15 protein-coding genes are annotated in these 21,567 nt (G+C 70.2%); 12 read left to right on the top strand and 3 right to left on the bottom strand.

The window, feature by feature from the left end; genetic code table 11:
• Positions 1–21 precede the first annotated feature (21 nt).
• From ACFU95_RS18795 to ACFU95_RS18820, 6 genes are all read left to right on the top strand, one after another.
• Complete coding sequence (locus ACFU95_RS18795; RefSeq protein WP_383828573.1) at positions 22–1,269, top strand: PotD/PotF family extracellular solute-binding protein; 1,248 nt, start codon at positions 22–24, stop codon at positions 1,267–1,269.
• A gap of 7 nt (positions 1,270–1,276) precedes the next feature.
• On the top strand, positions 1,277–2,440 hold the full coding sequence (locus ACFU95_RS18800; protein ID WP_383828575.1) for an ABC transporter ATP-binding protein: 1,164 nt from the start codon (positions 1,277–1,279) through the stop codon (positions 2,438–2,440).
• On the top strand, positions 2,440–3,369 hold the full coding sequence (locus ACFU95_RS18805; RefSeq protein ID WP_383828577.1) for an ABC transporter permease: 930 nt from the start codon (positions 2,440–2,442) through the stop codon (positions 3,367–3,369). The genes ACFU95_RS18800 and ACFU95_RS18805 overlap by 1 nt, the downstream gene beginning before the upstream one ends.
• The gene (locus ACFU95_RS18810; RefSeq protein WP_383828579.1) at positions 3,370–4,170 is read left to right on the top strand and encodes an ABC transporter permease; all 801 of its coding nucleotides are present in this window, start codon (positions 3,370–3,372) and stop codon (positions 4,168–4,170) included.
• Positions 4,171–4,192: 22 nt separating this feature from the next.
• On the top strand, positions 4,193–5,620 hold the full coding sequence (locus ACFU95_RS18815; RefSeq protein WP_383828581.1) for an NAD(P)/FAD-dependent oxidoreductase: 1,428 nt from the start codon (positions 4,193–4,195) through the stop codon (positions 5,618–5,620).
• 121 nt (positions 5,621–5,741) lie between these two features.
• Positions 5,742–6,185, top strand: a complete 444-nt coding sequence (locus tag ACFU95_RS18820) for a hypothetical protein (protein WP_383828583.1) — start codon at positions 5,742–5,744, stop codon at positions 6,183–6,185.
• Here the strand turns inward: ACFU95_RS18820 and ACFU95_RS18825 are convergent.
• Together ACFU95_RS18825 and gabT are read right to left on the bottom strand one after the other, a co-directional pair.
• Positions 6,121–6,987, bottom strand: a complete 867-nt coding sequence (locus ACFU95_RS18825; RefSeq protein WP_383828748.1) for a phosphatase PAP2 family protein — start codon at positions 6,985–6,987, stop codon at positions 6,121–6,123. The genes ACFU95_RS18820 and ACFU95_RS18825 overlap by 65 nt on opposite strands.
• A gap of 222 nt (positions 6,988–7,209) precedes the next feature.
• Positions 7,210–8,544: a 4-aminobutyrate--2-oxoglutarate transaminase gene (gene gabT / locus ACFU95_RS18830; RefSeq protein WP_383828585.1), complete on the bottom strand. Its 1,335-nt coding sequence runs from the start codon at positions 8,542–8,544 to the stop codon at positions 7,210–7,212.
• 232 nt (positions 8,545–8,776) lie between these two features.
• Here gabT and ACFU95_RS18835 point away from each other — a divergent pair, with 232 nt between their 5' ends.
• The 3 genes from ACFU95_RS18835 (at position 8,777) to ACFU95_RS18845 (ending at position 14,461) form a co-directional block, all read left to right on the top strand.
• Positions 8,777–10,918: an ATP-binding protein gene (locus ACFU95_RS18835; RefSeq protein WP_383828587.1), complete on the top strand. Its 2,142-nt coding sequence runs from the start codon at positions 8,777–8,779 to the stop codon at positions 10,916–10,918.
• A gap of 135 nt (positions 10,919–11,053) precedes the next feature.
• Positions 11,054–12,730 carry a PucR family transcriptional regulator gene (locus tag ACFU95_RS18840; protein WP_383828589.1) on the top strand — a complete coding sequence of 559 codons (1,677 nt, stop codon included), beginning with the start codon at positions 11,054–11,056 and terminating at the stop codon, positions 12,728–12,730.
• Positions 12,731–13,015: 285 nt separating this feature from the next.
• Positions 13,016–14,461: an aldehyde dehydrogenase family protein gene (locus tag ACFU95_RS18845; protein WP_383828591.1), complete on the top strand. Its 1,446-nt coding sequence runs from the start codon at positions 13,016–13,018 to the stop codon at positions 14,459–14,461.
• A 112-nt stretch (positions 14,462–14,573) separates the two neighbouring features.
• Here ACFU95_RS18845 and ACFU95_RS18850 read toward each other — a convergent pair whose 3' ends face one another.
• Positions 14,574–17,414 carry a glycoside hydrolase family 3 C-terminal domain-containing protein gene (locus ACFU95_RS18850; RefSeq protein ID WP_383828593.1) on the bottom strand — a complete coding sequence of 947 codons (2,841 nt, stop codon included), beginning with the start codon at positions 17,412–17,414 and terminating at the stop codon, positions 14,574–14,576.
• 389 nt (positions 17,415–17,803) lie between these two features.
• Between ACFU95_RS18850 and ACFU95_RS18855 the strand changes: the two genes are divergently transcribed.
• Genes ACFU95_RS18855 through ACFU95_RS18865 form a run of 3 tightly spaced genes read left to right on the top strand, consistent with a single transcriptional unit; the run spans position 17,804 to position 21,467 of the window.
• Entirely contained in the window at positions 17,804–19,483 is a 1,680-nt protein-coding gene (locus tag ACFU95_RS18855; RefSeq protein ID WP_383828595.1) for an extracellular solute-binding protein, read from the top strand.
• Entirely contained in the window at positions 19,483–20,544 is a 1,062-nt protein-coding gene (locus ACFU95_RS18860) for an ABC transporter permease (protein ID WP_383828597.1), read from the top strand. The genes ACFU95_RS18855 and ACFU95_RS18860 overlap by 1 nt, the downstream gene beginning before the upstream one ends.
• Positions 20,541–21,467, top strand: a complete 927-nt coding sequence (locus ACFU95_RS18865; protein ID WP_383828599.1) for a carbohydrate ABC transporter permease — start codon at positions 20,541–20,543, stop codon at positions 21,465–21,467. The genes ACFU95_RS18860 and ACFU95_RS18865 overlap by 4 nt, the downstream gene beginning before the upstream one ends.
• Positions 21,468–21,567 lie beyond the last annotated feature (100 nt).

Genomic DNA, 21,567 nt, shown 5'->3' on the forward strand with positions numbered 1-21,567 from the left:
CTCCGAAAGGGCACCACGCGCATGGAGCAGTACGAGCCCGACCGCCTCTCCCCGGCCCAGGTGGCCGCCATGCGGCGCAGCCTGCGCAACGGCCGGGCCGCCATGACCCGCCGTTCCCTGCTGCGCGCCTCCACGGGCGGCGCGCTCGCGCTGGGCGGACTGGGGACGCTCAGCGCCTGCGGGATTCCCGCGGCCGGCAAGACCGAGGGCGGCATGTCCGCCGAGGACCACTCGGCGAAGGAGAAGCAGGTCAGCTTCTCCAACTGGACCGAGTACATGGACGTCGACGACTCCGGCAAGCACCACCCGACGCTGGAGCAGTTCACCCGGCGGACCGGCATCAAGGTCAAGTACACCGAGGACATCAACGACAACAACGAGTTCTTCGGGAAGATCAAGCCGCAGCTCGCCGCGGGCCAGGACACCGGACGCGACATCATCGTCCTCACCGACTGGCTCGCCGCGCGTCTCATACGCCTCGGCTGGGTGCAGAAACTCGACCCGTCCAACCTGCCGCACGCCTTCACCAACCTGTCCCAGCAGTTCCGCGACCCCGACTGGGACCCGGGACGGGCGTACTCCTACCCCTGGCAGGGCATCTCGACGGTCATCGCCTACAACAAGAAGGCGCTCGACGGCGTCGAGGTGAAGACGGTCTCCGACCTGCTCGACAACCCCAGGCTCAAGGGCCGCGTCGGCTTCCTCACCGAGATGCGCGACACCGTCGGGATGACCCTGCTCGACATGGGCAAGGACCCGGCCAGGTTCACCGACGACGACTACGACGCGGCCATCGCCCGCCTCCAGAAGGCCGTCGACAACAAGCAGATCCGCCGGTTCACCGGCAACGACTACACCTCCGACCTCACCAGCGGCGACTTCGCCGCCTGTCTCGCCTGGGCCGGTGACGTCGTACAGCTCAAGGCCGACAGTCCGGACATCGACTTCCTCATCCCGGACAGCGGCTACATGACGTCCAGCGACAACATGCTGATCCCCAACAAGGCACGTCACAAGACGAACGCCGAGCGGCTCATCGACTACTACTTCGAGCCGAAGCCCGCCGCCGAGCTCGCCGCCTACATCAACTACGTCTGTCCCGTGGACGGCGTGAAGGAGGAGCTCGCGCAGATCGACGAGGACGCGGCGAACAACCCGCTGATCCTCCCCGACAAGGCCATGCAGGCCAAGTCCCGTGCCTTCCGTTCGCTGAGTTCGAGGGAAGAGACGGCCTACGAAGAGAAGTTCGCGAAGCTCACAGGGGCGTGACCACACCATGACGAACGACACCAGCGGCGACGTCCGCCTCTCCGGCATAGCCAAGACCTACGGCTCCTTCACCGCCGTACACCCGCTCGACCTGACCGTGCCGCAGGGTTCCTTCTTCGCCCTGCTCGGCGCCTCCGGCTGCGGCAAGACCACCACCCTGCGCATGATCGCCGGTCTGGAGGAACCTTCCTCCGGCACCGTCCACCTCGGTGACCAGGACGTGACCGCCCTGCCGCCGTACAAGCGTCCGGTGAACACGGTCTTCCAGTCGTACGCCCTTTTCCCGCATCTCGACATCTTCGAGAACGTCGCCTTCGGCCTGCGCCGGCGCGGCATCAAGTCGGTGAAGAAGCAGGTCGAGGACATGCTCGACCTGGTCCAGCTCGGCGAGCAGGCCCGCAAGAAGCCGCACCAGCTCTCCGGTGGCCAGCAGCAGCGCGTCGCCGTGGCCCGCGCGCTGATCAACCACCCCAAGGTGCTCCTCCTCGACGAGCCCCTCGGCGCCCTCGACCTCAAGCTGCGCCGCCAGATGCAGCTGGAGCTCAAGCGCATCCAGACCGAGGTCGGCATCACCTTCGTGCACGTCACGCACGACCAGGAGGAGGCCATGACGATGGCCGACACGGTCGCCGTGATGAACGCGGGCCGCGTCGAACAGCTCGGCTCGCCGACCGACCTGTACGAGAACCCGCGCACGACCTTCGTCGCCAACTTCCTCGGCACCTCCAACTTCATCGAGGCCGAGGTCGACTCCAGGGGCGGCGGCGACATCGTTCTGAAGGCGGGCGGCGGCAAGCTCGTCCTGCCCGAGGCGCGCTGCTCAGCGGCCACGACGACCGGGGGCAAGGTGCTGGTCGGCGTCCGCCCGGAGAAGATCTCCCTCACCCACGCCGACGACGCGGGCGAGATCCCCGAGGGCCGCAACCGCATCACCGGCAAGATCACCAATGGCAGTTTCATCGGCGTCTCCACGCAGTACGTCGTCGACAGCGCCGTCTGCCCGGACTTCGAGGTCTACGTCCAGAACGTCGACCGCGACACGCGTCTGGTCCCCGGCGCCGACGTCGTCCTGCACTGGAGCCCGGCCCACACCTTCGGCCTCGACGAGGCGCAGTCCCTGCTTGCTGGGACAACGGGCTCCGCCGGCGTAGAGGAAGGTGCGGCCGCCTGATGTCGACGCTCACCGAGGCGCCACCGCCTCTGACCCCGACCGCCCCCGAGAAGAAGCCACCCCGCAAACGCGGCCGTCTCGTCCCGTACTGGCTGCTGCTCCCCGGCATCCTGTGGCTGCTGGTCTTCTTCGCGCTGCCGATGATCTACCAGGCCTCCACGTCCGTGCAGACGGGCTCCCTGGAGGAGGGCTACAAGGTCACCTGGCACTTCGCCACCTACTGGGACGCGCTGACCGAGTACTACCCGCAGTTCCTGCGCTCGGTGCTCTACGCCGGCTCGGCGACGATCCTGTGCCTGGTCCTCGGCTACCCGCTCGCGTACCTCATCGCCTTCCGCGCGGGCCGCTGGAAGAACCTGATCATGATCCTGGTGATCGCGCCGTTCTTCACCAGCTTCCTGATCCGCACCCTGGCCTGGAAGACGATCCTCGCGGACGGCGGCCCGGTCGTCGGCGCCCTCAACACCCTCCACGTCCTGGACGTCACCAGCTGGCTCGGCATGACCTCCGGCGACCGGGTGCTGGCCACGCCGCTCGCGGTGGTGTGCGGTCTGACGTACAACTTCCTCCCGTTCATGGTCCTGCCGCTCTACACCTCGCTGGAACGCATCGACGGCCGGCTCCACGAGGCGGCGCACGACCTGTACGCCAAGCCGATCACCACCTTCCGCAAGGTCACCTTCCCGCTGTCGATGCCGGGCGTCGTCTCCGGCACCCTGCTGACCTTCATCCCGGCGGCCGGTGACTACGTCAACGCGGACCTGCTCGGCTCCACGGACACCCGCATGGTCGGCAATGTCATCCAGACGCAGTTCCTGCGGATTCTGGACTATCCGACGGCCGCGGCGCTCTCCTTCATCCTCATGGCCGCCATCCTCGTCATGGTGACGGTCTACATCCGTAAGTCCGGCACGGAGGATCTGGTTTAAATGACCTTCGTCAACTGGCCCAAGCGTCATCTCGTCGTCATAGCGGGACTGCTGACGCTCGCTTATCTCCTCCTGCCGAACGTCGTCGTCACGGTCTTCTCCTTCAACAATCCGAAGGGGCGCTTCAACTACGAATGGCAGGAGTTCTCCACGGCCGCCTGGCAGGACCCGTGCGGCGTGTCCGACCTGTGCGGATCGCTGTCCCTCAGCCTCCAGATCGCGTTCTGGGCGACGGTGGGCGCCACGCTGCTGGGCACGATGATCGCCTTCGCGCTGGTCCGCTACCGCTTCCGCGCGCGGGGCGCCGTGAACTCGCTGATCTTCCTGCCGATGGCGATGCCCGAGGTCGTGATGGCGGCCTCGCTGCTCACCCTGTTCCTCAACATGGGCGCCCGGCTCGGCTTCTGGACGATCCTCATCGCCCACATCATGTTCTGCCTGAGCTTCGTCGTGACGGCGGTGAAGGCGCGGGTGATGTCGATGGACCCGCGGCTGGAGCAGGCGGCCCAGGACCTGTACGCCGGCCCGGTCCAGACGTTCGTCCGGGTCACCCTGCCGATCGCCGCCCCCGGTATCGCGGCGGGCGCGCTGCTCGCCTTCGCGCTCTCCTTCGACGATTTCATCATCACCAATTTCAACGCGGGCTCCACCGTCACCTTCCCGATGTTCGTCTGGGGATCGGCCCAGCGCGGAACGCCCGTTCAGATCAACGTCATCGGTACGGCCATGTTCGTCATCGCCGTACTGTTCGTCCTGGCCTCCATGGTCATCAGCAATCGCCGTACCAAGCAAAAGGCGTAAACCCCTGTAGGGAGTTGAAATCATGGCCCCAAGCGCCATGAGTCGTGGCAACAACTGGACGAAATCCCTTTCCGACGCCCAGCCGGTCGTGTACTGGCTGGACGACCCCGGCAGGCCCCACCCCGAGCCCGCCCTCACCAGTGCCGAGACCTGCGATCTGCTGGTCGTCGGCGGTGGCTACAGCGGACTGTGGAGCGCGCTCATCGCCAAGGAGCGCGACCCGCAGCGGGATGTCGTCCTGCTCGAAGGCCGCGAGGTGGGCTGGGCCGCCTCCGGCCGCAACGGCGGATTCTGCGCCGCCTCCCTCACCCACGGTCTGCCCAACGGACTCACCCGCTGGCCGGACGAGATCCACCGGCTTCAGGAACTGGGCGCCCGCAACCTCGACGAGATCGAGAAGGCGGTCGCCCGCTACTCCCTGGACTGCGACTTCGAGCGCACCGGCGAGATCGACGTCGCCACCGAGACCTACCAGGCCCGGGAACTGCGCGACTGGTACGAGGAGTTGCGGGACAAGGGCCTCGCGGACGGCGTCGAGTTCCTGGACGGGGAAGCGGTAAGGGCACAGGTCGACTCACCGACCTTCCAGGCCGGCCTCCACGACCGCCGGGGCGTCGCCATGGTCAACCCGGCCAAGCTGGCGTGGGGCCTGAAGCAGGCGTGCCTCGACCTCGGCGTCCGCGTCTACGAGCACACCCCCGCCCTCACCCTGAAGCCGTACGGCGCCGGCATGGCCGTACGCACCCCCTACGGCCAGGTCCGTGCCCGCAAGGTGGCGCTCGGCACCAACATCTTCCCGAACCTGGTCAAGCGCGTCCGCGCCTACACCGTCCCGGTCTACGACTACGCCCTGATGACCGAGCCCCTCACCGACGACCAGCTCACGTCGATCGGCTGGCAGAACCGCCAGGGCCTCGGGGACTCGGCCAACCAGTTCCACTACTTCCGCCTCTCCGCCGACAACCGCATCCTCTGGGGCGGCTACGACGCCATCTACCCGTACGGCGGCCGGGTCCGCGCCGAGTACGACGACCGCCCGGAGACGTACGCCAAGCTCGCCGGGCACTTCTTCACCTGCTTCCCGCAGCTGGAGGGCGTCCGGTTCACGCACGCGTGGGGCGGCGCCATCGACACCTGCTCGCGCTTCTCGGCGTTCTACGGGACGGCCCACCAGGGCCGGGTGGCGTACGCGGCGGGCTTCACGGGCCTCGGCGTGGGTGCCACGCGGTTCGGCGCGGACGTGATGCTGGACCTGCTGGCGGGGGAGCCCACGGAGCGGACGCGGCTCGAGATGGTCCGCAAGAAGCCGCTGCCCTTCCCGCCGGAGCCCTTCGCCTGGACGGGCATCGCGCTCACCAAGTGGTCGCTGGCCCGGGCCGACGCGCACGGCGGGCGGCGCAACCTGTGGCTGAAGGCCATGGACCGCCTCGGCCTGGGCTTCGACAGCTGAAGCCGAATGTGATGCAGGTCACCATGAACTGGTGGCGAAAACCCGCGTAATGCCCGGCGCTGGCCTCCCTCTCCCTCGTGACGCGATCGGCGTCCACGCAGAGAACAGGGAGGTCATCGTCATGACAGGGGCGAAGACGGCGGTCGAGTGGCTGGCATCCGTTGCGCCGGATCCCGAGGCGTGTCGCTGGGAATGGGAGCGCAACCCCCTCGGGGTCACGTTGCTGCCGGCGGGCAAGGCGTGGGACGTGCTCATCCTGCCGGCCGAGCTCGGCTATCCGACCCTCGACGTCCTCACCCGCATCCTCGACCAGCCGGGCCCGGTCCTGGTCGACTTCGGCGACTCGCGCATGGGCTTCCTCGTGCCGCCCGGCACGGCGGCCCGCTGGCTCGGCACCGGCATCCGGACGGCCGGGGCCGGCACCTGGATCGTCGTGCCCTACCCGGGCCGCTCCGCCGGTGCCGTCCGCTGGCTGGTCCCGCCGGACGGCACAGGAACCCTCACGGACCCGGCTCTCCTCGAACTGGCCATGCACGAGGCTGTCGCCGGCCTTGCCGACGACTGAGGCGGGTGTCGCGACGGTCCCGTCGGGCGAGGTACAGCCACAGCAGCGTGAGCAGCACCGTGCACAGGAGCCAGCTGGCCACCACGTCCAGTGGCCAGTGGTAGCCGCGCCGCACCAGCCCGAAGCCGACGCCGAGGTTGAGGGCGGCGCAGGTGACGAGGAGTGCGCGGCGGGCGGGTGCGGAGGTCAGCCACGGGAAGAGGAGCAGGGCCGCGGCACCGTAGGCGATGGCGGCCGTGGCCGTGTGGCCGGACGGGTAGTAGCCGGTGGCGGGCGGTACGACGGGGGTGCCGGGGCGGTCGGTCAGCAGCTTCAGCGGGACGACCAGCGCCGGGACCAGCGCCATGAGCAGGGCCGCGGAGGTGGCCGGCAGCCACCATTGGTGTGTACCGATGCGGCGATGCCGCCAGGTGACGTACCCCAGGACCACGGCGAGGACCGGCACCGCGACCGGCACATTGCCCAGGTCGGCGAGGAGTTCGGAGAGGCGGTCCGGGTGGACGAGGGCCCGGCTGGCCGCCGCGTCGGCGTCCAGAAAGGGGCCGACGCTCATCACCTGCCAGGTGATGAGCGCGAAGAGAAGGGCGGGAAGCCCGAGAAGGAGGAAGAGGGAGGTCGGCCGCCCCGGAACAGGGGGGGTGGTTCCGGGGCGGCCGTCCGGACCGGATCGTCGCACGCCCCGGGGGGTTTGGGGCGAGCGACTGTCCGATCGGTGAGGAGATCCGGAGCCGGAAGCTCCGGGTGTGTGCGCGAGGGCACGACCAGGTCGAAGCTGGGGAGGCCTCGGCCCGATGTCGCCCAGAGTCCCCTCTGGGCGGGGTGTATCTCTCATCTGGTTAGAACCTACGACAGGGCGATGGCGTTAGACAGACGGAATCGCGTCCTGACATCCACCTCGCACACCTTCTTCACACGCTCTGACGGTAGCCGCCCCAGCCCCGGAATCGCGAACGATGACAGGGCTGGGGCGGATGGGGTTCCCGGGACGGGGACCCCGGCGTTCACCAGTGGTTTCGCTGTGACCTCAGATGCGGGTGAAGGCCTGCTCGATGATGTCGAGGCCCTCGTTCAGGAGGTCCTCGCCGATGACCAGCGGGGGCAGGAAGCGCAGTACGTTGCCGTAGGTGCCACAGGTCAGGACCAGCAGGCCCTCGGCGTGGCAGGCCCTGGCGAGCGCGCCGGTCGCCTCAGGGTTGGGCTCCTTGGTGGCGCGGTCCTTGACCAGCTCGATGGCGATCATGGCGCCGCGGCCCCGGACGTCGCCGATGATGTCGAACTTCTCGGCCATCGCCGTGAGGCGGGCCTTCATCGTGGCCTCGATCGCCTTCGCCCTGGCGTTGAGGTCCAGCTCCTTCATCGTCTCGATGGAGCCGAGCGCACCGGCGCAGGCGACCGGGTTGCCGCCGTAGGTGCCGCCCAGGCCACCCGCGTGCGCGGCGTCCATGATCTCGGCGCGGCCCGTCACAGCGGCGAGCGGCAGGCCGCCGGCGATGCCCTTCGCGGTCGTGATCAGGTCGGGGACGATGCCCTCGTCCTCGCACGCGAACCACTGGCCGGTGCGGCAGAAGCCGGACTGGATCTCGTCGGCGACGAAGACGATGCCGTTGTCGGAGGCGAACTTGCTGATCGCCGGGAGGAAGCCCTTGGCCGGCTCGATGAAGCCGCCCTCGCCGAGCACCGGCTCGATGATGATCGCGGCCACGTTCTCCGCACCGACCTGCTTGCTGATCTGGTCGATGGCCTGCGCCGCGGCCTCGGGACCGGCGTTCTCCGGACCGGTCGGCCAGCGGTAGCCGTACGCCACCGGCACCCGGTAGACCTCGGGCGCGAACGGGCCGAAGCCGTGCTTGTACGGCATGTTCTTCGCGGTCAGCGCCATCGTCAGGTTGGTACGGCCGTGGTAGCCGTGGTCGAAGACGACGACGGCCTGACGCTTGGTGTACGCACGGGCGATCTTGACGGCGTTCTCGACGGCCTCGGCGCCCGAGTTGAACAGCGCCGACTTCTTGGCGTGGTCACCCGGGGTGAGCTCGGCGAGGGCCTCGGCGACCTCCACATAGCCCTCGTACGGGGTGACCATGAAACAGGTGTGGGTGAAGTCGGCGAGCTGGGCGGACGCCCGGCGTACGACGGCCTCGGCGGACGCGCCCACGGACGTCACGGCGATGCCCGAACCGAAGTCGATGAGCCGGTTGCCGTCGACGTCCTCGATGATGCCGCCGCCCGCGCGCGCGGTGAACACGGGCAGCACGGAGCCCACGCCCTGCGCGACCGCGGCGGTACGACGGGCCTGAAGCTCCTGCGACTTCGGGCCGGGGATGGCGGTGACGACGCGGCGCTCCTGCGGAAGTGCGCTCATGAGGGGCTCCTGGGGGGTGTTGCGGACGCTTGTCTTCTCTTTTCTCGCAGGCTAGGGCGGGGAGTGGGGGGTGGGCATGCTCCATGTGGGCGTTGTCAGGAGGACGGGTTGTCCGTGGTGGACATAGCGTTTCGCGAAGGCGCCCGGCCGCGTAAGCGGTGAACTCCCCGTGCAAGGGCGTTAGATTGGCTCGCTGATGGTGGACGGAACGGCTGGTCAGGGGGCAAGGGCGATGGACAGCGACGGGACGCAGGACGCGCGGGGTACGCACGCGACGCCTGTACCGCGCCCGGCGGTGCCCCCGGAGGCGCCGGCGATGCCGCCGAGGCCGACGCGGGCGCCCGGTACGGGAGCGGGGCCGGACGGCTCGGCGTTCCTGACCTGGCTGCGGGCGCCGCGACCGGAGGCGCAGCCCGGCGTGTGGCGGTTCGGGCATGTGCCCCGGCCGGACGAGGAGCCCGAGCGGATCCCGACGCGGCAGCTGCTCAGCGGGGCGCTGATCGCCTTCCTGGTCGGGTGGCTGATCTGGTCGCTGCTCTGGAACGGCTATCTCGGCGGCTGGTGGGTGCTGCCCCTGGAACTGTTCACACCGGACTCCTGGCGCGAGAACAACGACGCCGTCGGCAACGCGATCCTCTGGTACGGCTACTACACGCTGATCGCCCTCACCATCATGTTCGGCGTCGGCCGTCTGGGCCGCTGGGGCGAGGTCTGGCGCCGCTTCGGCCCGCCCGCCTGGAGCAGGACGGCCCCGGCGCTCGAGCGGGGGCCCGCCCCCGAGCAGGACCCCGCGTCCTGGCCCGCGCTGCGCGCCGCCGGTGCCGCGGACGCCGCCGAGCGGCTCACCGCCGACGCCCGGTCCGGGCTGATGCGCGACGTCGACTACGCCCGGCTCACCCGCGCCTGGCAGGGCGTGCGCAGCGGGCGGCACAACCTCGCCACCTTCAGCGGCGCCGTGCTCAAGGACGGCGCCGCCGCCTGTCTGCACCCGTCGGGCGAGCGCGACGTGCCCGCCCGGGTGGCCCGGCACGACCTCGTCAGCGGACAGGTGCGGCTCGGCACCACCGCCGACGACCCGCGCAACCCGTACGCCTACCGGGGTGCCGGGCTCGGCCTCGGACCCGACCTGCTGGGCACCTCCCTGCTCGCCGTCGGGCCGGCCGGGTCCGGCAAGACGGGGACCATCGTGCGGCCGCTCGCCGAGTCGCTGTGTCTGCACGCGCTCGCCGGACGGGCCGCCGTGGTGGTCGTGGGCGCGGCAGGCGCGGGGCTCGGACCGGAGAACGCCTTCGACATCGTCGTACGGATCGGAAATCCGGACTCGGTCTACGACCTGGACCTGTACGGCGGCACCGCCGACCCCGACGAGGCCGCGGCCGTGCTCGCCGAGGCGCTCGTCGGAGACCTGGCCGACCCCCACCCCGGCAGCGACAGCCGTCGCTCCACCACCGTGCTGGCCCAGCTGCTCGGGCCGTTCCGGGCGGTCCACCAGCGCTTTCCGTCCGTGGCCGAGCTGCGGCAGCTGCTGGACGGTGCGCCCGGGGCGCTCGGCGCGCTGCGCACAGCGCTCGAGGGGTCCGGCCAGGAGGGCCTGCTGCGTGAACTCGACGCCCGCGAACGGCAGTTGGGGCATCCCGGCGATGTGGCGGCCGTGCTCGCGGACCGCGTCGCGCTGCTCGACCGGCCGGCCTTCGCCACGTTTTTCAAGAGCACGGCCTTCGACACATCGGGGCAGTCGCGGCCGTTCTCGCTGAAGGCCCTGGACCACCCCGTCCGGGTCCGTATCGATCTCCCCGCGCGCGGGCACGCCGAGGCCTCGCGCATGTTGGCGCGGCTGGTGCTGGCGCAGTTCACGGCGAGCATCGCGGTCCGGGAGGACCGGTCGCTGTTCGCCTGCCTGGTGCTGGACGACGCGACCGGGGTCGTGACGCCCGAGGCCGTCCGGGGGATCCAGCGGCTGCGGTCGGGCAACGCGGGCGCGGTGCTGACGCTGCGCACCCTGGACGACGTGCCGAGGCCGCTGCGCGGGCCGCTGCTCGGGTCCGCCGGGTGCCGGATGGCGCTGGCCGGGGTGACGCCGTGGGACGGGCAGGACTTCGCCGAGGTGTGGGGCAAGGAGTGGACCGAGGCGCGGGACGTCACCGACCGGCAGATCATCGCGGAGACTCCGGCCGGGAAGGCGGTGCACGCGCTGCGGCGGGTGATCACCGGCAAGGCGCCGACCGCGCGGGCGGTGACCGTGCGGCAGGTCGAACGGGAGCGCTGGTCGGCGTCCGAGCTGGCGCACGGGGTGCCGCCGGGGCACGCGGTGCTGTCGCTCACCAGCGTCAGCGGTGAGCACGCGCCGCCGCTGCTGGTGGATCTGCGCGGCTGACCTCGGGGTACGGGGGCCATCCGGGCGTGCGGCCGCGCGGTGACCGTACGGTGAGGCAGAATCGGCACAGGTCGTTCATACATGGCGGCCAAAAGATCACAGGGATCGCACAGATCACCCGATAGTGAAGGCCTCATGCCCCCGACGCTCGCCTCGCTGGTTCATCACTCCGCGCTGAAGCTGACCGTGCGGGCGGGCGAGGACCGCCTGGACGTGCCCGTGCGCTGGGCGCACGTCAGCGAGCTCGCCGACCCGGTCCCCTATATGGAGGGCGGGGAGCTGCTGCTGGTCACCGCGCTCAAGCTGGACGCGGAGAACCCCGAGGTGATGCGTCGCTATGTGCGGCGGCTGGCCGGGGCGGGCGTGGTCGGGCTCGGCTTCGCGGTCGGCGTCAACTACGAGGAGATCCCGGGGGCGCTGGTCGACGCGGCGGTGGAGGAGGGCCTGCCGCTGCTGGAGGTGCCGCGCCGCACGCCCTTCCTCGCCATCAGCAAGGCCGTGTCGGCGGCGATCGCGGCGGACCAGTACCGGGCGGTGACGGCCGGGTTCGCGGCGCAACGGGAGCTGACCAAGCAGGCGTTGAGCGACGGGCCGGAGGGACTGCTGACCGCGCTGGCCTCGCAGGTGGACGGCTGGGCGGCGCTGTACGACGCCTCCGGTGCCGTGGTCGCGACCGCGCCGGAGTGGGCGGGGCGGCGGGCGGCCCGGCTCACGGCGGACGTGGAGCGGCTGCGGGACCGGCCCGCGCCGGCGTCGTCCGTGGTGGGCGGGCCGGAGAACGAGGACCGGGTCGAGCTGCACACCCTGGGCACCGGGCGCCGGGCCCGGGCCGCGCTGGCCGTGGGGACGGCTGCGGCGCTCGGCACGGCGGAGCGGTACGCCGTCCACTCGGCGATCGCGCTGCTGACCCTGACCACCGAGCGGTCGCGGTCGTTGCAGGCGGCCGAGCAGCGGGTGGGGGCGGCGGTGCTGCGCATGCTGCTCGCCGGGGAGCCCGATCATGCGCGGGCCGTGGCGGGAGACCTCTACGGAGGGCTCCTGGACGCTCCGTTCCGGGTGATCGTCACCGAGGCGGCGTCGGTGTCGGCGGCGCGGGTCGTCGACTCAGGGGCGCGGGCGGTACTCACCAAGCCGTCCGCCGCGGCGCTGGTGGCCGCCACCGGCGTGAACGGCGATCCGCTGGGTGCGCTCACCGAGATCGTGGAGTCCGCCGCGGCCCGGGCCGGGGAGGCGGTGCTGGTGGTGCCGGAGGGGGAGGGGGACACGGCGCGGCTGGTGGTGCTCGCGGCGGACGGGGGCGCGGCTGTGGCGGCGTGTGCCCAGTACGCGGCGGCGCTGGAGGCGGCGCGGTCGGGCGCGGTACCGGAGCAGGCGGATGCCGACGAGGACGAACTGGTCGTGGGGCTCTCGGCGCCGGCCGGGCCCATCGCCGCCGCGGCGGCCTACAAGCAGGCCGAGCAGGCGCTGTCGGTGGCTCGGCGGCGGGGACGGGTGTTGGTGGAGCACGAGCAGCTGGCGGCGGGGTCCGTGCTGCCGTTGCTCGCGGACGACGCGGTGAAGGCGTTCGCGGACGGGCTGCTGCGGGCGCTGCACGAGCATGACGCGACGGGGCGCGGGGATCTGGTCGCCTCGCTGCGGGCGTGGCTGTCGCGGCACGGGCAGTGGGATGCGGCGGCCGCGGATCTCGGGGTGCACCGGCACACGTTGCGGTACCGGATGCGGCGGGTCGAGGAGATCCTGGGGCGGTCGCTGGACGAAGCGGATGTGCGGATGGAGCTCTGGCTGGCGTTGAAGGCGACGTCGGCGGAGTAGGTGGGTTCGCCCCCGCCGCCCCTACCCGTCCCAGCCTTGGGGGCGCGCCCCCAGACCCCCGGTTTCGGCCCTGCGGGCCTCGTCCTCAAACTCCGGACGGGCTGAACCCAGGCGGCGGGGGCGAGAACTCCTTGGCCGCCACCCACCGGCCACCCACTCCGCCAAACCGGCACACCCCCCGCCCCCACCACTCCACCCCGGACAAGTACCCCTCCGCCCCCACCCCCCTACCGTGGACCCCGACACACCAGGACACCCCCAACGCGGAAGGGCCGGGAAATCCAAATGACTTCCACTCACGCCTTCTGGCTCGCCGGCCGCCAGGTCAGCGGCGAGGACAGCTTCGATGTGACCTCCCCGTGGGACGGGCGGGTCGTCGGCAGGGTGAGCGTGCCGACGGACGCGCAGACCGAGGAGGCCGTGGCCGCCGCGTACGCCGTCCGCGACGACTTCGCGGCGACCCCGGCCCATGTGCGTGCCGCCGCCCTCGACCACGTCAGCAAGCGGCTCGCCGAGCGGACCGAGGAGATCGCCCGGCTGATCTCCGGCGAGAACGGCAAGCCCATGAAGTGGGCCCGCGGCGAGGTCGGCCGTGCCGTGTCCGTCTTCCGGTTCGCGGCCGAGGAGGCCCGCCGGTTCAACGGCGGCGAGGCCCAGCGGCTCGACACCGACCTCGGTGGTCAGGGTCGGCTCGCCCTCACCCGGCGGTTCCCCAAGGGTGTCGTCCTGGGCATCGCGCCCTTCAACTTCCCGTTGAACCTGTGCGCCCACAAGATCGCCCCGGCCATCGCCGCCGGCGCGCCGATCATCCTGAAGCCCGCCCCGGCCACCCCGCTCTCCGGGCTCGTCATCGGTGAGCTCCTCGCCGAGACCGACCTCCCGGCCGGCTCCTGGAGCATCCTCCCGGTGCCGAACGACCGTATGCCCGCGCTGGTCCAGGACGAGCGCCTGCCGGTCATCTCCTTCACCGGCTCCGAGAAGGTCGGCTACGCGATCATGGACTCCGTGCCGCGCAAGCACTGCACCCTGGAGCTGGGCGGCAACGGCGCGGCGGTCGTGCTCGCCGACTACGCCTCCGACGCGGACCTCGACTGGGCCGCGACCCGCATCGCCACCTTCTCCAACTACCAGGGCGGCCAGTCCTGCATCTCCGTGCAGCGGGTGATCGCGGACGCGTCCGTGTACGACCGGCTCCTGCCGCGCATCGTCGCCGCCGTCGAGGCCCAGGTCACCGGTGACCCGAACGACGACGCGACCGATGTCGGCCCGCTGGTCAGCGAGGACGCCGCCCGCCGCGTCGAGGAATGGGTGGACGAAGCCGTCGCCGGCGGTGCCGCCCTCCTCACCGGCGGCAAGCGTGACGGCGCCTCCTACGCGCCGACCGTCCTCACCGACGTACCGGCCGACGCCACCCTCGCGTGCGAGGAGGTCTTCGGGCCCGTCCTCACCGTGCACAAGGCAGACGGGGAGGCCGCCGCCTTCGCCGTCGCCAACGACTCCAAGTACGGCCTCCAGACCGGCGTGTTCACGCACGACCTGCAAACCGCCTTCCGGGCGCACCGCGCTCTGGAGGTCGGCGGTGTCGTCATCGGCGACGTTCCCTCATACCGCGCCGACCAGATGCCGTACGGCGGCGCCAAGCAGTCCGGCGTGGGCCGTGAGGGCGTGAAGTTCGCGATGGACGACTACACCTACGAGCGGGTGCTGGTCCTCACCGGTCTCGCTCTCTAGTAAATGGGACTCTAGTAAATGGGATCCATTTTCAGTTAGGCTTTCCGAAGAGGCCCGGCACCGATGCCTTCCGGTGCCGGGCCTCTTTTTTACGTCAGCTTCTTCCGGACCCTCAACCGGAGAAGCCGACGTGCGCGAGCCGCACCGGGCCGCGCAGTCTGAGGTGGACGTCCCGCACACCCTCGGCGATGATCCCGGCGCGCGGTGTCGCGTAGTCGTACGGGCTCGCGTCGTCCGCCGCCTCGGACGTCAGGACGGCGAGCACCGCGCCCCCGTCCAGCGACACCTCGACCACACCGTCGCCGGAGAGCGCCGCCGTCACCTCGGTGACACCGTCCGCGAAGTCGCAGTCCCGGTAGATCAGCCGACCCGACCCGCCCTGGGCCGGCGTCACCGCGTCGCCCGCCGTCTTGGTGCGGTCGACGATCGCGATGCCGCTCTGCTCGTCGAAGTCGGCCGCGGCCAGCCCGCGGTGCAGGACGGGACGCGGGGCGGACGCCTCGCCGTCCAGGATCACCGTCGTCCGCAGGCGGACGTCCTCGCTGGAGGCGCCGACCAGCACCTCGTACGGTCCGGGCTCGCGGCGCAGGCCACCCCGTGACACATCCCAGAAGTCGAAGGCGGACAGCGGGACGTCGAAGCTCAGCTCCCTCCTCTCGCCGGGTGTCAGCCGCACCCGGCTGTGCGCCACCAGCTCGCGGCGCGGGCGCGGCACCGTCGGGTCCACGGCGCGGGTGTAGAGCTGGGCCACTTCGTCGGCCGGCACATCGCCGGTGTTGGTGACCGTGAAGGAGACGTGCAGCGACTCGTCCGTCGTACGGGTCGTGAGGTCGGCGTAGGAGAAGGTCGCGTACGACAGGCCGTGGCCGAACGGGAACAGCGGGGTCCCCTCGAAGTACAGATACGTCTGACGGCTGCCGATCACGTCGTAGTCGAGGAGGTCGGGCAGGTCCGTGTCGGCGGCGTACCAGGTCTGCGGGAGGCGGCCCGCGGGGGAGACGTCGCCGGCGAGGACGCGGGCCAGGGCGGTGCCGGCCGCCTGGCCGCCGTGGGACATCCAGAGCAGCGCCGGAAGGGCCGCGTGATCGACGGCGTAGGGGTACGCCGAGACCAGCGCCAGCACCGTGTTCGGGTTGCCGGCGCGGGCGGCGCGCAGCAGGCGCTCCTGGTGCGCCGGGAGGTTCAGCGTCGAACGGTCCTCGGTCTCGCGGCCGTGGATGTGCGGGTCGTTGCCCGCGACCACCAGGACCACGTCCGCCTGCGAAGTGATCCGGGTTACAGCGTCTTCGCCGCTTTCGACGACGATGAGCTGGAAAGTTTCCGGATTCGCTTCGGCAACCCGCACGCCGTCGGCGGCGACTGAGACGTGGCGACCCGTACCCATGTGCCGGAGGAGGTGTCCGTTCTCATGCGCTTCCAGGCGGAAGGTCTCCTGGACGACCCAGCCTCCGGGCTGGTCGGCGGAGGCGCGGACACAGCCGTCCTCGGCGACCGAGAGATAGCGGCCGTCGGGGGCCCGCAGGGTCAGCACGCCCTCGCCCCAGTCGACGAGCGCGAACTCGGTGCCGGCCGGGTCGGTGGTCAGCGGGGGCAGATCGGTACGGCCGGCGAGCAGGGCCGGGTCGAGGGCGCCCTCGGCGCCGCGCACCTCGTCGGCGGCCTCCGCCCGGGGAACGTGCAGGAAGGCTCCGGTCGACGTCTTCAGCAGGACCCGGTCCACGCCCTCCGCGAACTCCACCCGCTCCGCGCCGAACCGCTCGTACAGGCCCTCCAGCGGGGTGGAGCGGTGGATGAGCGTGCCGCTGTACCAGTCGAGCTTGCACTCGTCGGCGAGCAGACCGACCACCGCCAGCCGGGTGTCCGGGGCGAGCGGCAGCAGGCCGCCGCTGTTCTTGAGCAGGACGACCGACTGCTCGGCGGCCTCCTGGGCGAGGGCGCGGTGGGCCGGGGTGTCGAAGTCCTTGGTGAGCGCGTGCGGGTCGTACTCCGGGTCGAACTCGCCGAGGCGGAAGCGGACCGAGAGCTGGCGGCGGACCGCCGTGTCGATGTCCGACTCGGTCAGCAGGCCCCGGTCCAGGGCCCCGCGCACCCGGGCGGTGATCTTCGAACTGTCGGTGCCGTGGTCGGTGAAGCTGTCGACACCGGCCAGCAGCGCGGCGGCCGTGGCCTCCTCATGGGTGTCGAAGTAGTGCTCGGAGTCGACCAGGTTGGACGGCGCGCCCGCGTCCGAGCAGACCAGCAGGTCCTCGTCGGTCCAGGTGCGCAGGTGCTCGCGCAGATACGGCGAGACGTGGTTGGGGCGGCCGTTGACCAGGTTGTACGCCGGCATCACACCGGCTGTCCCGCCCGCCTCGACCGTCTCGCGGAAGGCGCGCAGATCGTACTCGTGCAGGACGCGCGGGCGGACCGAGGACGAGGTGACGTCGCGGCCCGTCTCGTTGTTGTGGGCCAGCCAGTGCTTGAGGACGGGCGCGGTGCGCCAGTACGTCGGGTGGTCGCCTCGCAGACCGCGGGTGTAGGCGGTGGCGATGGCCGACGTGAGCTTCGGGTCCTCCGAGTAGCCCTCCTCGTTGCGGCCCCACAGGGGGTGGCGCAGGAGGTTGACGGTGGGGGCCCAGACGTTCAGCCCCACGCGCTCGTCACGGGCGCGCATCGCGCGGGTCTCCTTGGAGACGGCCTCGCCGACCCGTCGTACGAGTTCGGTGTTCCACGTCGCGCCGAGACCGACCGCCTGGGGGAAGACGGTGGCCGGACCCATCCAGGCCACGCCGTGCAGGGCTTCCTGGCCGGTACGGAACCCGTCGATGCCGAGTCGCTCGACGGCGGGCGCGAACTGGTGCAGGAATCCGATCTTTTCGTCGAGCGTGAGCCGCGACAGAAGGTCGTCGATGCGCTTCGCGAACGGCAGTTGACGATCGCGGAAAGAAGGCGTAGGCGGCGTTTGTGCGGTCACTTGGGGATCCCCTTGCGGTGGAGCGGCGAGGCGCTTTCGAAGCGCTTCGATGCTGATTCGATCCGGGGGTGGGTGTCAAGACACCCCGGCGCAACAACTCCGACTCCTGACCGTTATTTCAAGCGGCACATAAGGGGGAAGAAGCGGGCGGGCGGATCCTCCACACCTCGGAGGAATCTTGGAATCGACCCTTGTGCGCCCCCATGCCTTCACTTAACCTCGCAGCAACATCGAAGCGCTTCGACTAGTTCGACCACGAGGCTCGCCCGCTTCAGGGGTGCCCCTCGGCCGTGGTCGCAGAATCGCTTCAGCTCAGCCAGTTCCACTTAAGACACCGCAGCCGACGGCCTACCGCCGGGTGTCCAGGTGCGCCATGAAGGGTTGACGCAATGACGCCGAACGCCGACTCCGCCCCCTCCGGACCCAGCCGGAGAAGCTTCCTCGCCTCCACCGCGGTCGCCACCGCAGCGGTGGCCGGTGGGATGCCCCTGCTCGCCGCCTGTGGCGGTTCGGAATCCGGCTCGCGTGAGGGGACCACGTCGGGCAAGGCAGCGGACAAGCTGCTCCCGACGTACGTCGCCAGCACGGTCGCCCAGCCGGACCTGCCGTCGAAGAACGGTTCGGCCGCCGGCTACACCGGCAAGGTCGACCTCGCGGCCCTGAAGACCTCGGTCCCGGAGAAGCTCGGCACCGGCGCCCCCGTCAAGATCATGTCCCCGTTCTGGGGCTCCCCGCCGAAGCCCGGCAACCCCTACTACACGGCGCTCGACAAGGCGGCGGGTACCAAGATCACCTGGCAGAACCAGGACGGCAACACCTACGGCGAGAAGCTCGGCGCCGTCCTCGCCTCCAGCTCCATACCCGACATGGTGGTCGTGCCGAGCTGGGAACTGGTCGGCAAGATCTCCAACGCGGTCACCGCGAAGTTCATGGACCTCGGCCCCTACCTGGCGGGCGACAAGGTCAAGAAGTACCCGAACCTGGCCGCCATCCCCTCCGACGCCTGGCGCATGGGCATCTTCGGCGGCGCCCTGCGCGGCATCCCGATGCCGGCCGCCACCGCGTCCTTCATCGTGCCCTACTACCGCAAGGACATCTTCGACAAGAAGGGCTGGTCGGTCCCCAAGTCGCCCGACGAGTTCCTCAGCTGGGCCAAGGAGGCCACCAGCGCCAAGGCCAAGGTGTACGCCTGCGGTGACATGAACTGGACGGCGTGGAACATCTTCGGTGTCCGCCCCTCCCAGACGCTCGGCTGGGACATCGGGGACGACGGCAAGCTGACGTACCGCGTCGAGCAGCCCGAATACCTCGAAGCCCTGGAGTGGACCCGCAAGCTGTTCGACGCGGGCGTCGTCCATCCCGACGACAAGGCGCGCTCGGGCGACGTGGGGAACCGTTTCACCGCCGGTCAGATCCTCGTCTACAACAACGACATGTCCCACTGGTACGGCAAGACCGCCGAACAGGCCGCGTCCAACCCGGACTTCGAGATCGAGGGCATGGACATCTTCGGCGCGGACGGCGGCGACCCCAAGCTGACCGCGGCCCAGCCCGCCGGTATCTGGTCGCTCATCCGCAAGGGCGCCTCGAAGACGACCATCGAGAACGCCCTGGCCGCCGCCGACTTCGCCGCCGCGCCCTACGGCACCAAGGAGCGGATGCTCGTCGACTACGGCGTCGAGGGCACCCACTACACGGTCAAGAAGGGCGTCCCGGTCAAGAACGACCTGGGCAACTCCCAGGTGGTCAACGCCTGGGTGATGCTGGCCGCGCCCGCCGCCTACCTCGCCCACCCCGACTTCCCCGACGTCGCCCGCAAGCAGGTCGAGTGGCAGCAGCGGATGGGCGCCTTCATGAAGAAGACGTCCACGTACGGCATGAACATCGTCGAGCCGACCCGCTACGCCAATCTCTCCAGCCAGTTCGAGCAGCTGGAGATCGACTACGTGCGCGGCAACCGGAAGCTGTCGGAGGTCCAGGCGGCCATCTCCACCTGGAAGTCCTCCGGCGGCGACAAGCTGCGCGACTGGTACAAGGAGCTCATCGACAAGAACGGCAGCGGCAACTGATGTCTCTCACGGCCGGGAGCAGGCCCGACGGGACTCGTCCCCCCGCGGCCGTCGAGGAACCGACGGCCGCGGTCGCCACCGCCGTGGTGAAGGACCGGGTGCCGGGCAGGGCGGGCCGGGCGGGCCAAGCGGGCAAGGTTCCCTTCCGGATCCGGCTGCGCCGCGACCGCACGCTCATCCTGATGACGCTGCCCGTCATGGTCCTGCTCCTGCTCTTCAACTACGTCCCGCTGCTCGGCAACGTCGTCGCCTTCCAGGACTACGACCCGTACGTCTCCAGCAACGGCGTCACCGCGATCTTCCACAGCCCCTGGGTCGGCGTGGAGCAGTTCTCGCGGATGCTCGACGACCCGCTGTTCTGGAGCGCCGCGAAGAACACCATCGTCCTGTTCATGCTCCAACTGGTGCTGTTCTTCCCGATCCCCATCGCCCTCGCGCTGCTCATCAACAGCGTGATCCGGCCCCGGGTGCGGGCCGTGGCGCAGGCGATCATGTATCTGCCGCACTTCTTCTCGTGGGTCCTCGTGGTCACCGTGTTCCAGCAGATCTTCGGCGGCGCGGGCATCATCGCCCAGACCCTGGAGAACCACGGCTGGAGCGGCTTCGACCTGATGACCAACGCGGACCTCTTCAAGTACCTGGTCACCGCGCAGGCCGTCTGGAAGGACGCCGGCTGGGGGATCATCGTCTTCCTCGCGGCGCTGGCCGCCGTCAGCACCGACCTCTACGAGGCCGCCGCCATGGACGGGGCGGGACGCTGGCGCCGCATGTGGCATGTGACGCTGCCCGCGCTGCGCCCGGTGATCGCGCTGCTGCTGGTCCTGCGGGTGGGCGACGCGCTGAGCGTCGGCTTCGAGCAGTTCCTGCTCCAGCGCAACGCGGTCGGTGCGGGGGCCAGCGAGGTCCTCGACACCTACGTGTGGAACATGGGTATCCAGAACGGCGACTTCAGCTACGCGGCCGCGGTCGGCCTCGTCAAGGGAGCCATCGGAGTGTGTCTCGTCCTGGGTGCGAACAAGTTCGCGCACCTGCTCGGCGAGCAGGGGGTGTACAAGAAATGAGCCTCAACACGCAGCTCATCCGCAGCCTCAAGGCTCCCGCCCGCCCCGTGTGGGAGGAGCCGCCCAGCAAGGCCGGTCTCACCGCCAAGAGCGGCTTCCTCCTGCTCTGCTGCCTGGGGGTGCTCGGTCCGCTGTGGATCGTCATCGTCACCAGCCTCTCCCCGAAGTCGGTGATCGACCAGGTCGGCGGCCTCGTCGTGATCCCCCAGGGCATCACCTTCGTCAACTACACCGAACTGCTCAGCGGCGGCCAGGTCAGCCGGGCGATCATGGTCTCGGTCGGGGTCACACTCGTCGGCACGTTGTTCTCGATGGCGGTGTCGGTGCTCGCGGCCTACGGGCTGTCCCGGCCGGGCAGTCTGGGGCACCGGTTCTTCCTGATGACCATGATGGCGACGATGTTCTTCGGCGCCGGGCTCATTCCGACGTATCTGCTGGTGCAGTCGCTCGGGCTCACCGACACCTATCTGTCGCTGATCCTGCCGAGTGCGGTCAGTGTCTTCAACATCCTGGTGCTCCGGGCGTTCTTCATGGGGATCTCGCCCGAACTCACCGAGTCCGCCCGCATCGACGGGGCCGGTGACCTGCGGATTCTGCTGACCATCATCATGCCGCTGTCGCGGGCTGTGCTGGCTGTCATCTCGCTGTTCTACGCGGTCGGGTACTGGAGCGCATGGTTCAACGCCTCCATCTATCTCACCGACCAGCAGATGATGCCGCTGCAGAACGTGCTCATCCAGCTGGTCCAGAAGAACACCGAGGCGCCGACCGGGCTGAGCCAGGCGGTGCGGACCGGGCAACTGTCCGCGCTGGGGTTGCAGATGGCCGTCATGGTCCTCGCGCTGATCCCGGTCGCGGTCGCTTCTCCCTTCGTCCAGCGGCACTTCAAGAAGGGCATGCTGACCGGCGCCGTCAAGGGCTGACGGTCCTTTCGGGAGAACAGCGCCGTGGGGCCATCGGTCGTTCGCGGTCTGCGGACCGTCGTGGCTGGTCGGGCCCACGCGGCGGAGCCGCAAATCGATG

Origin of the sequence: Streptomyces sp. NPDC057623, assembly GCF_042800355.1 — a bacterium.
Taxonomy (GTDB): Bacteria; Actinomycetota; Actinomycetes; order Streptomycetales; family Streptomycetaceae; genus Streptomyces.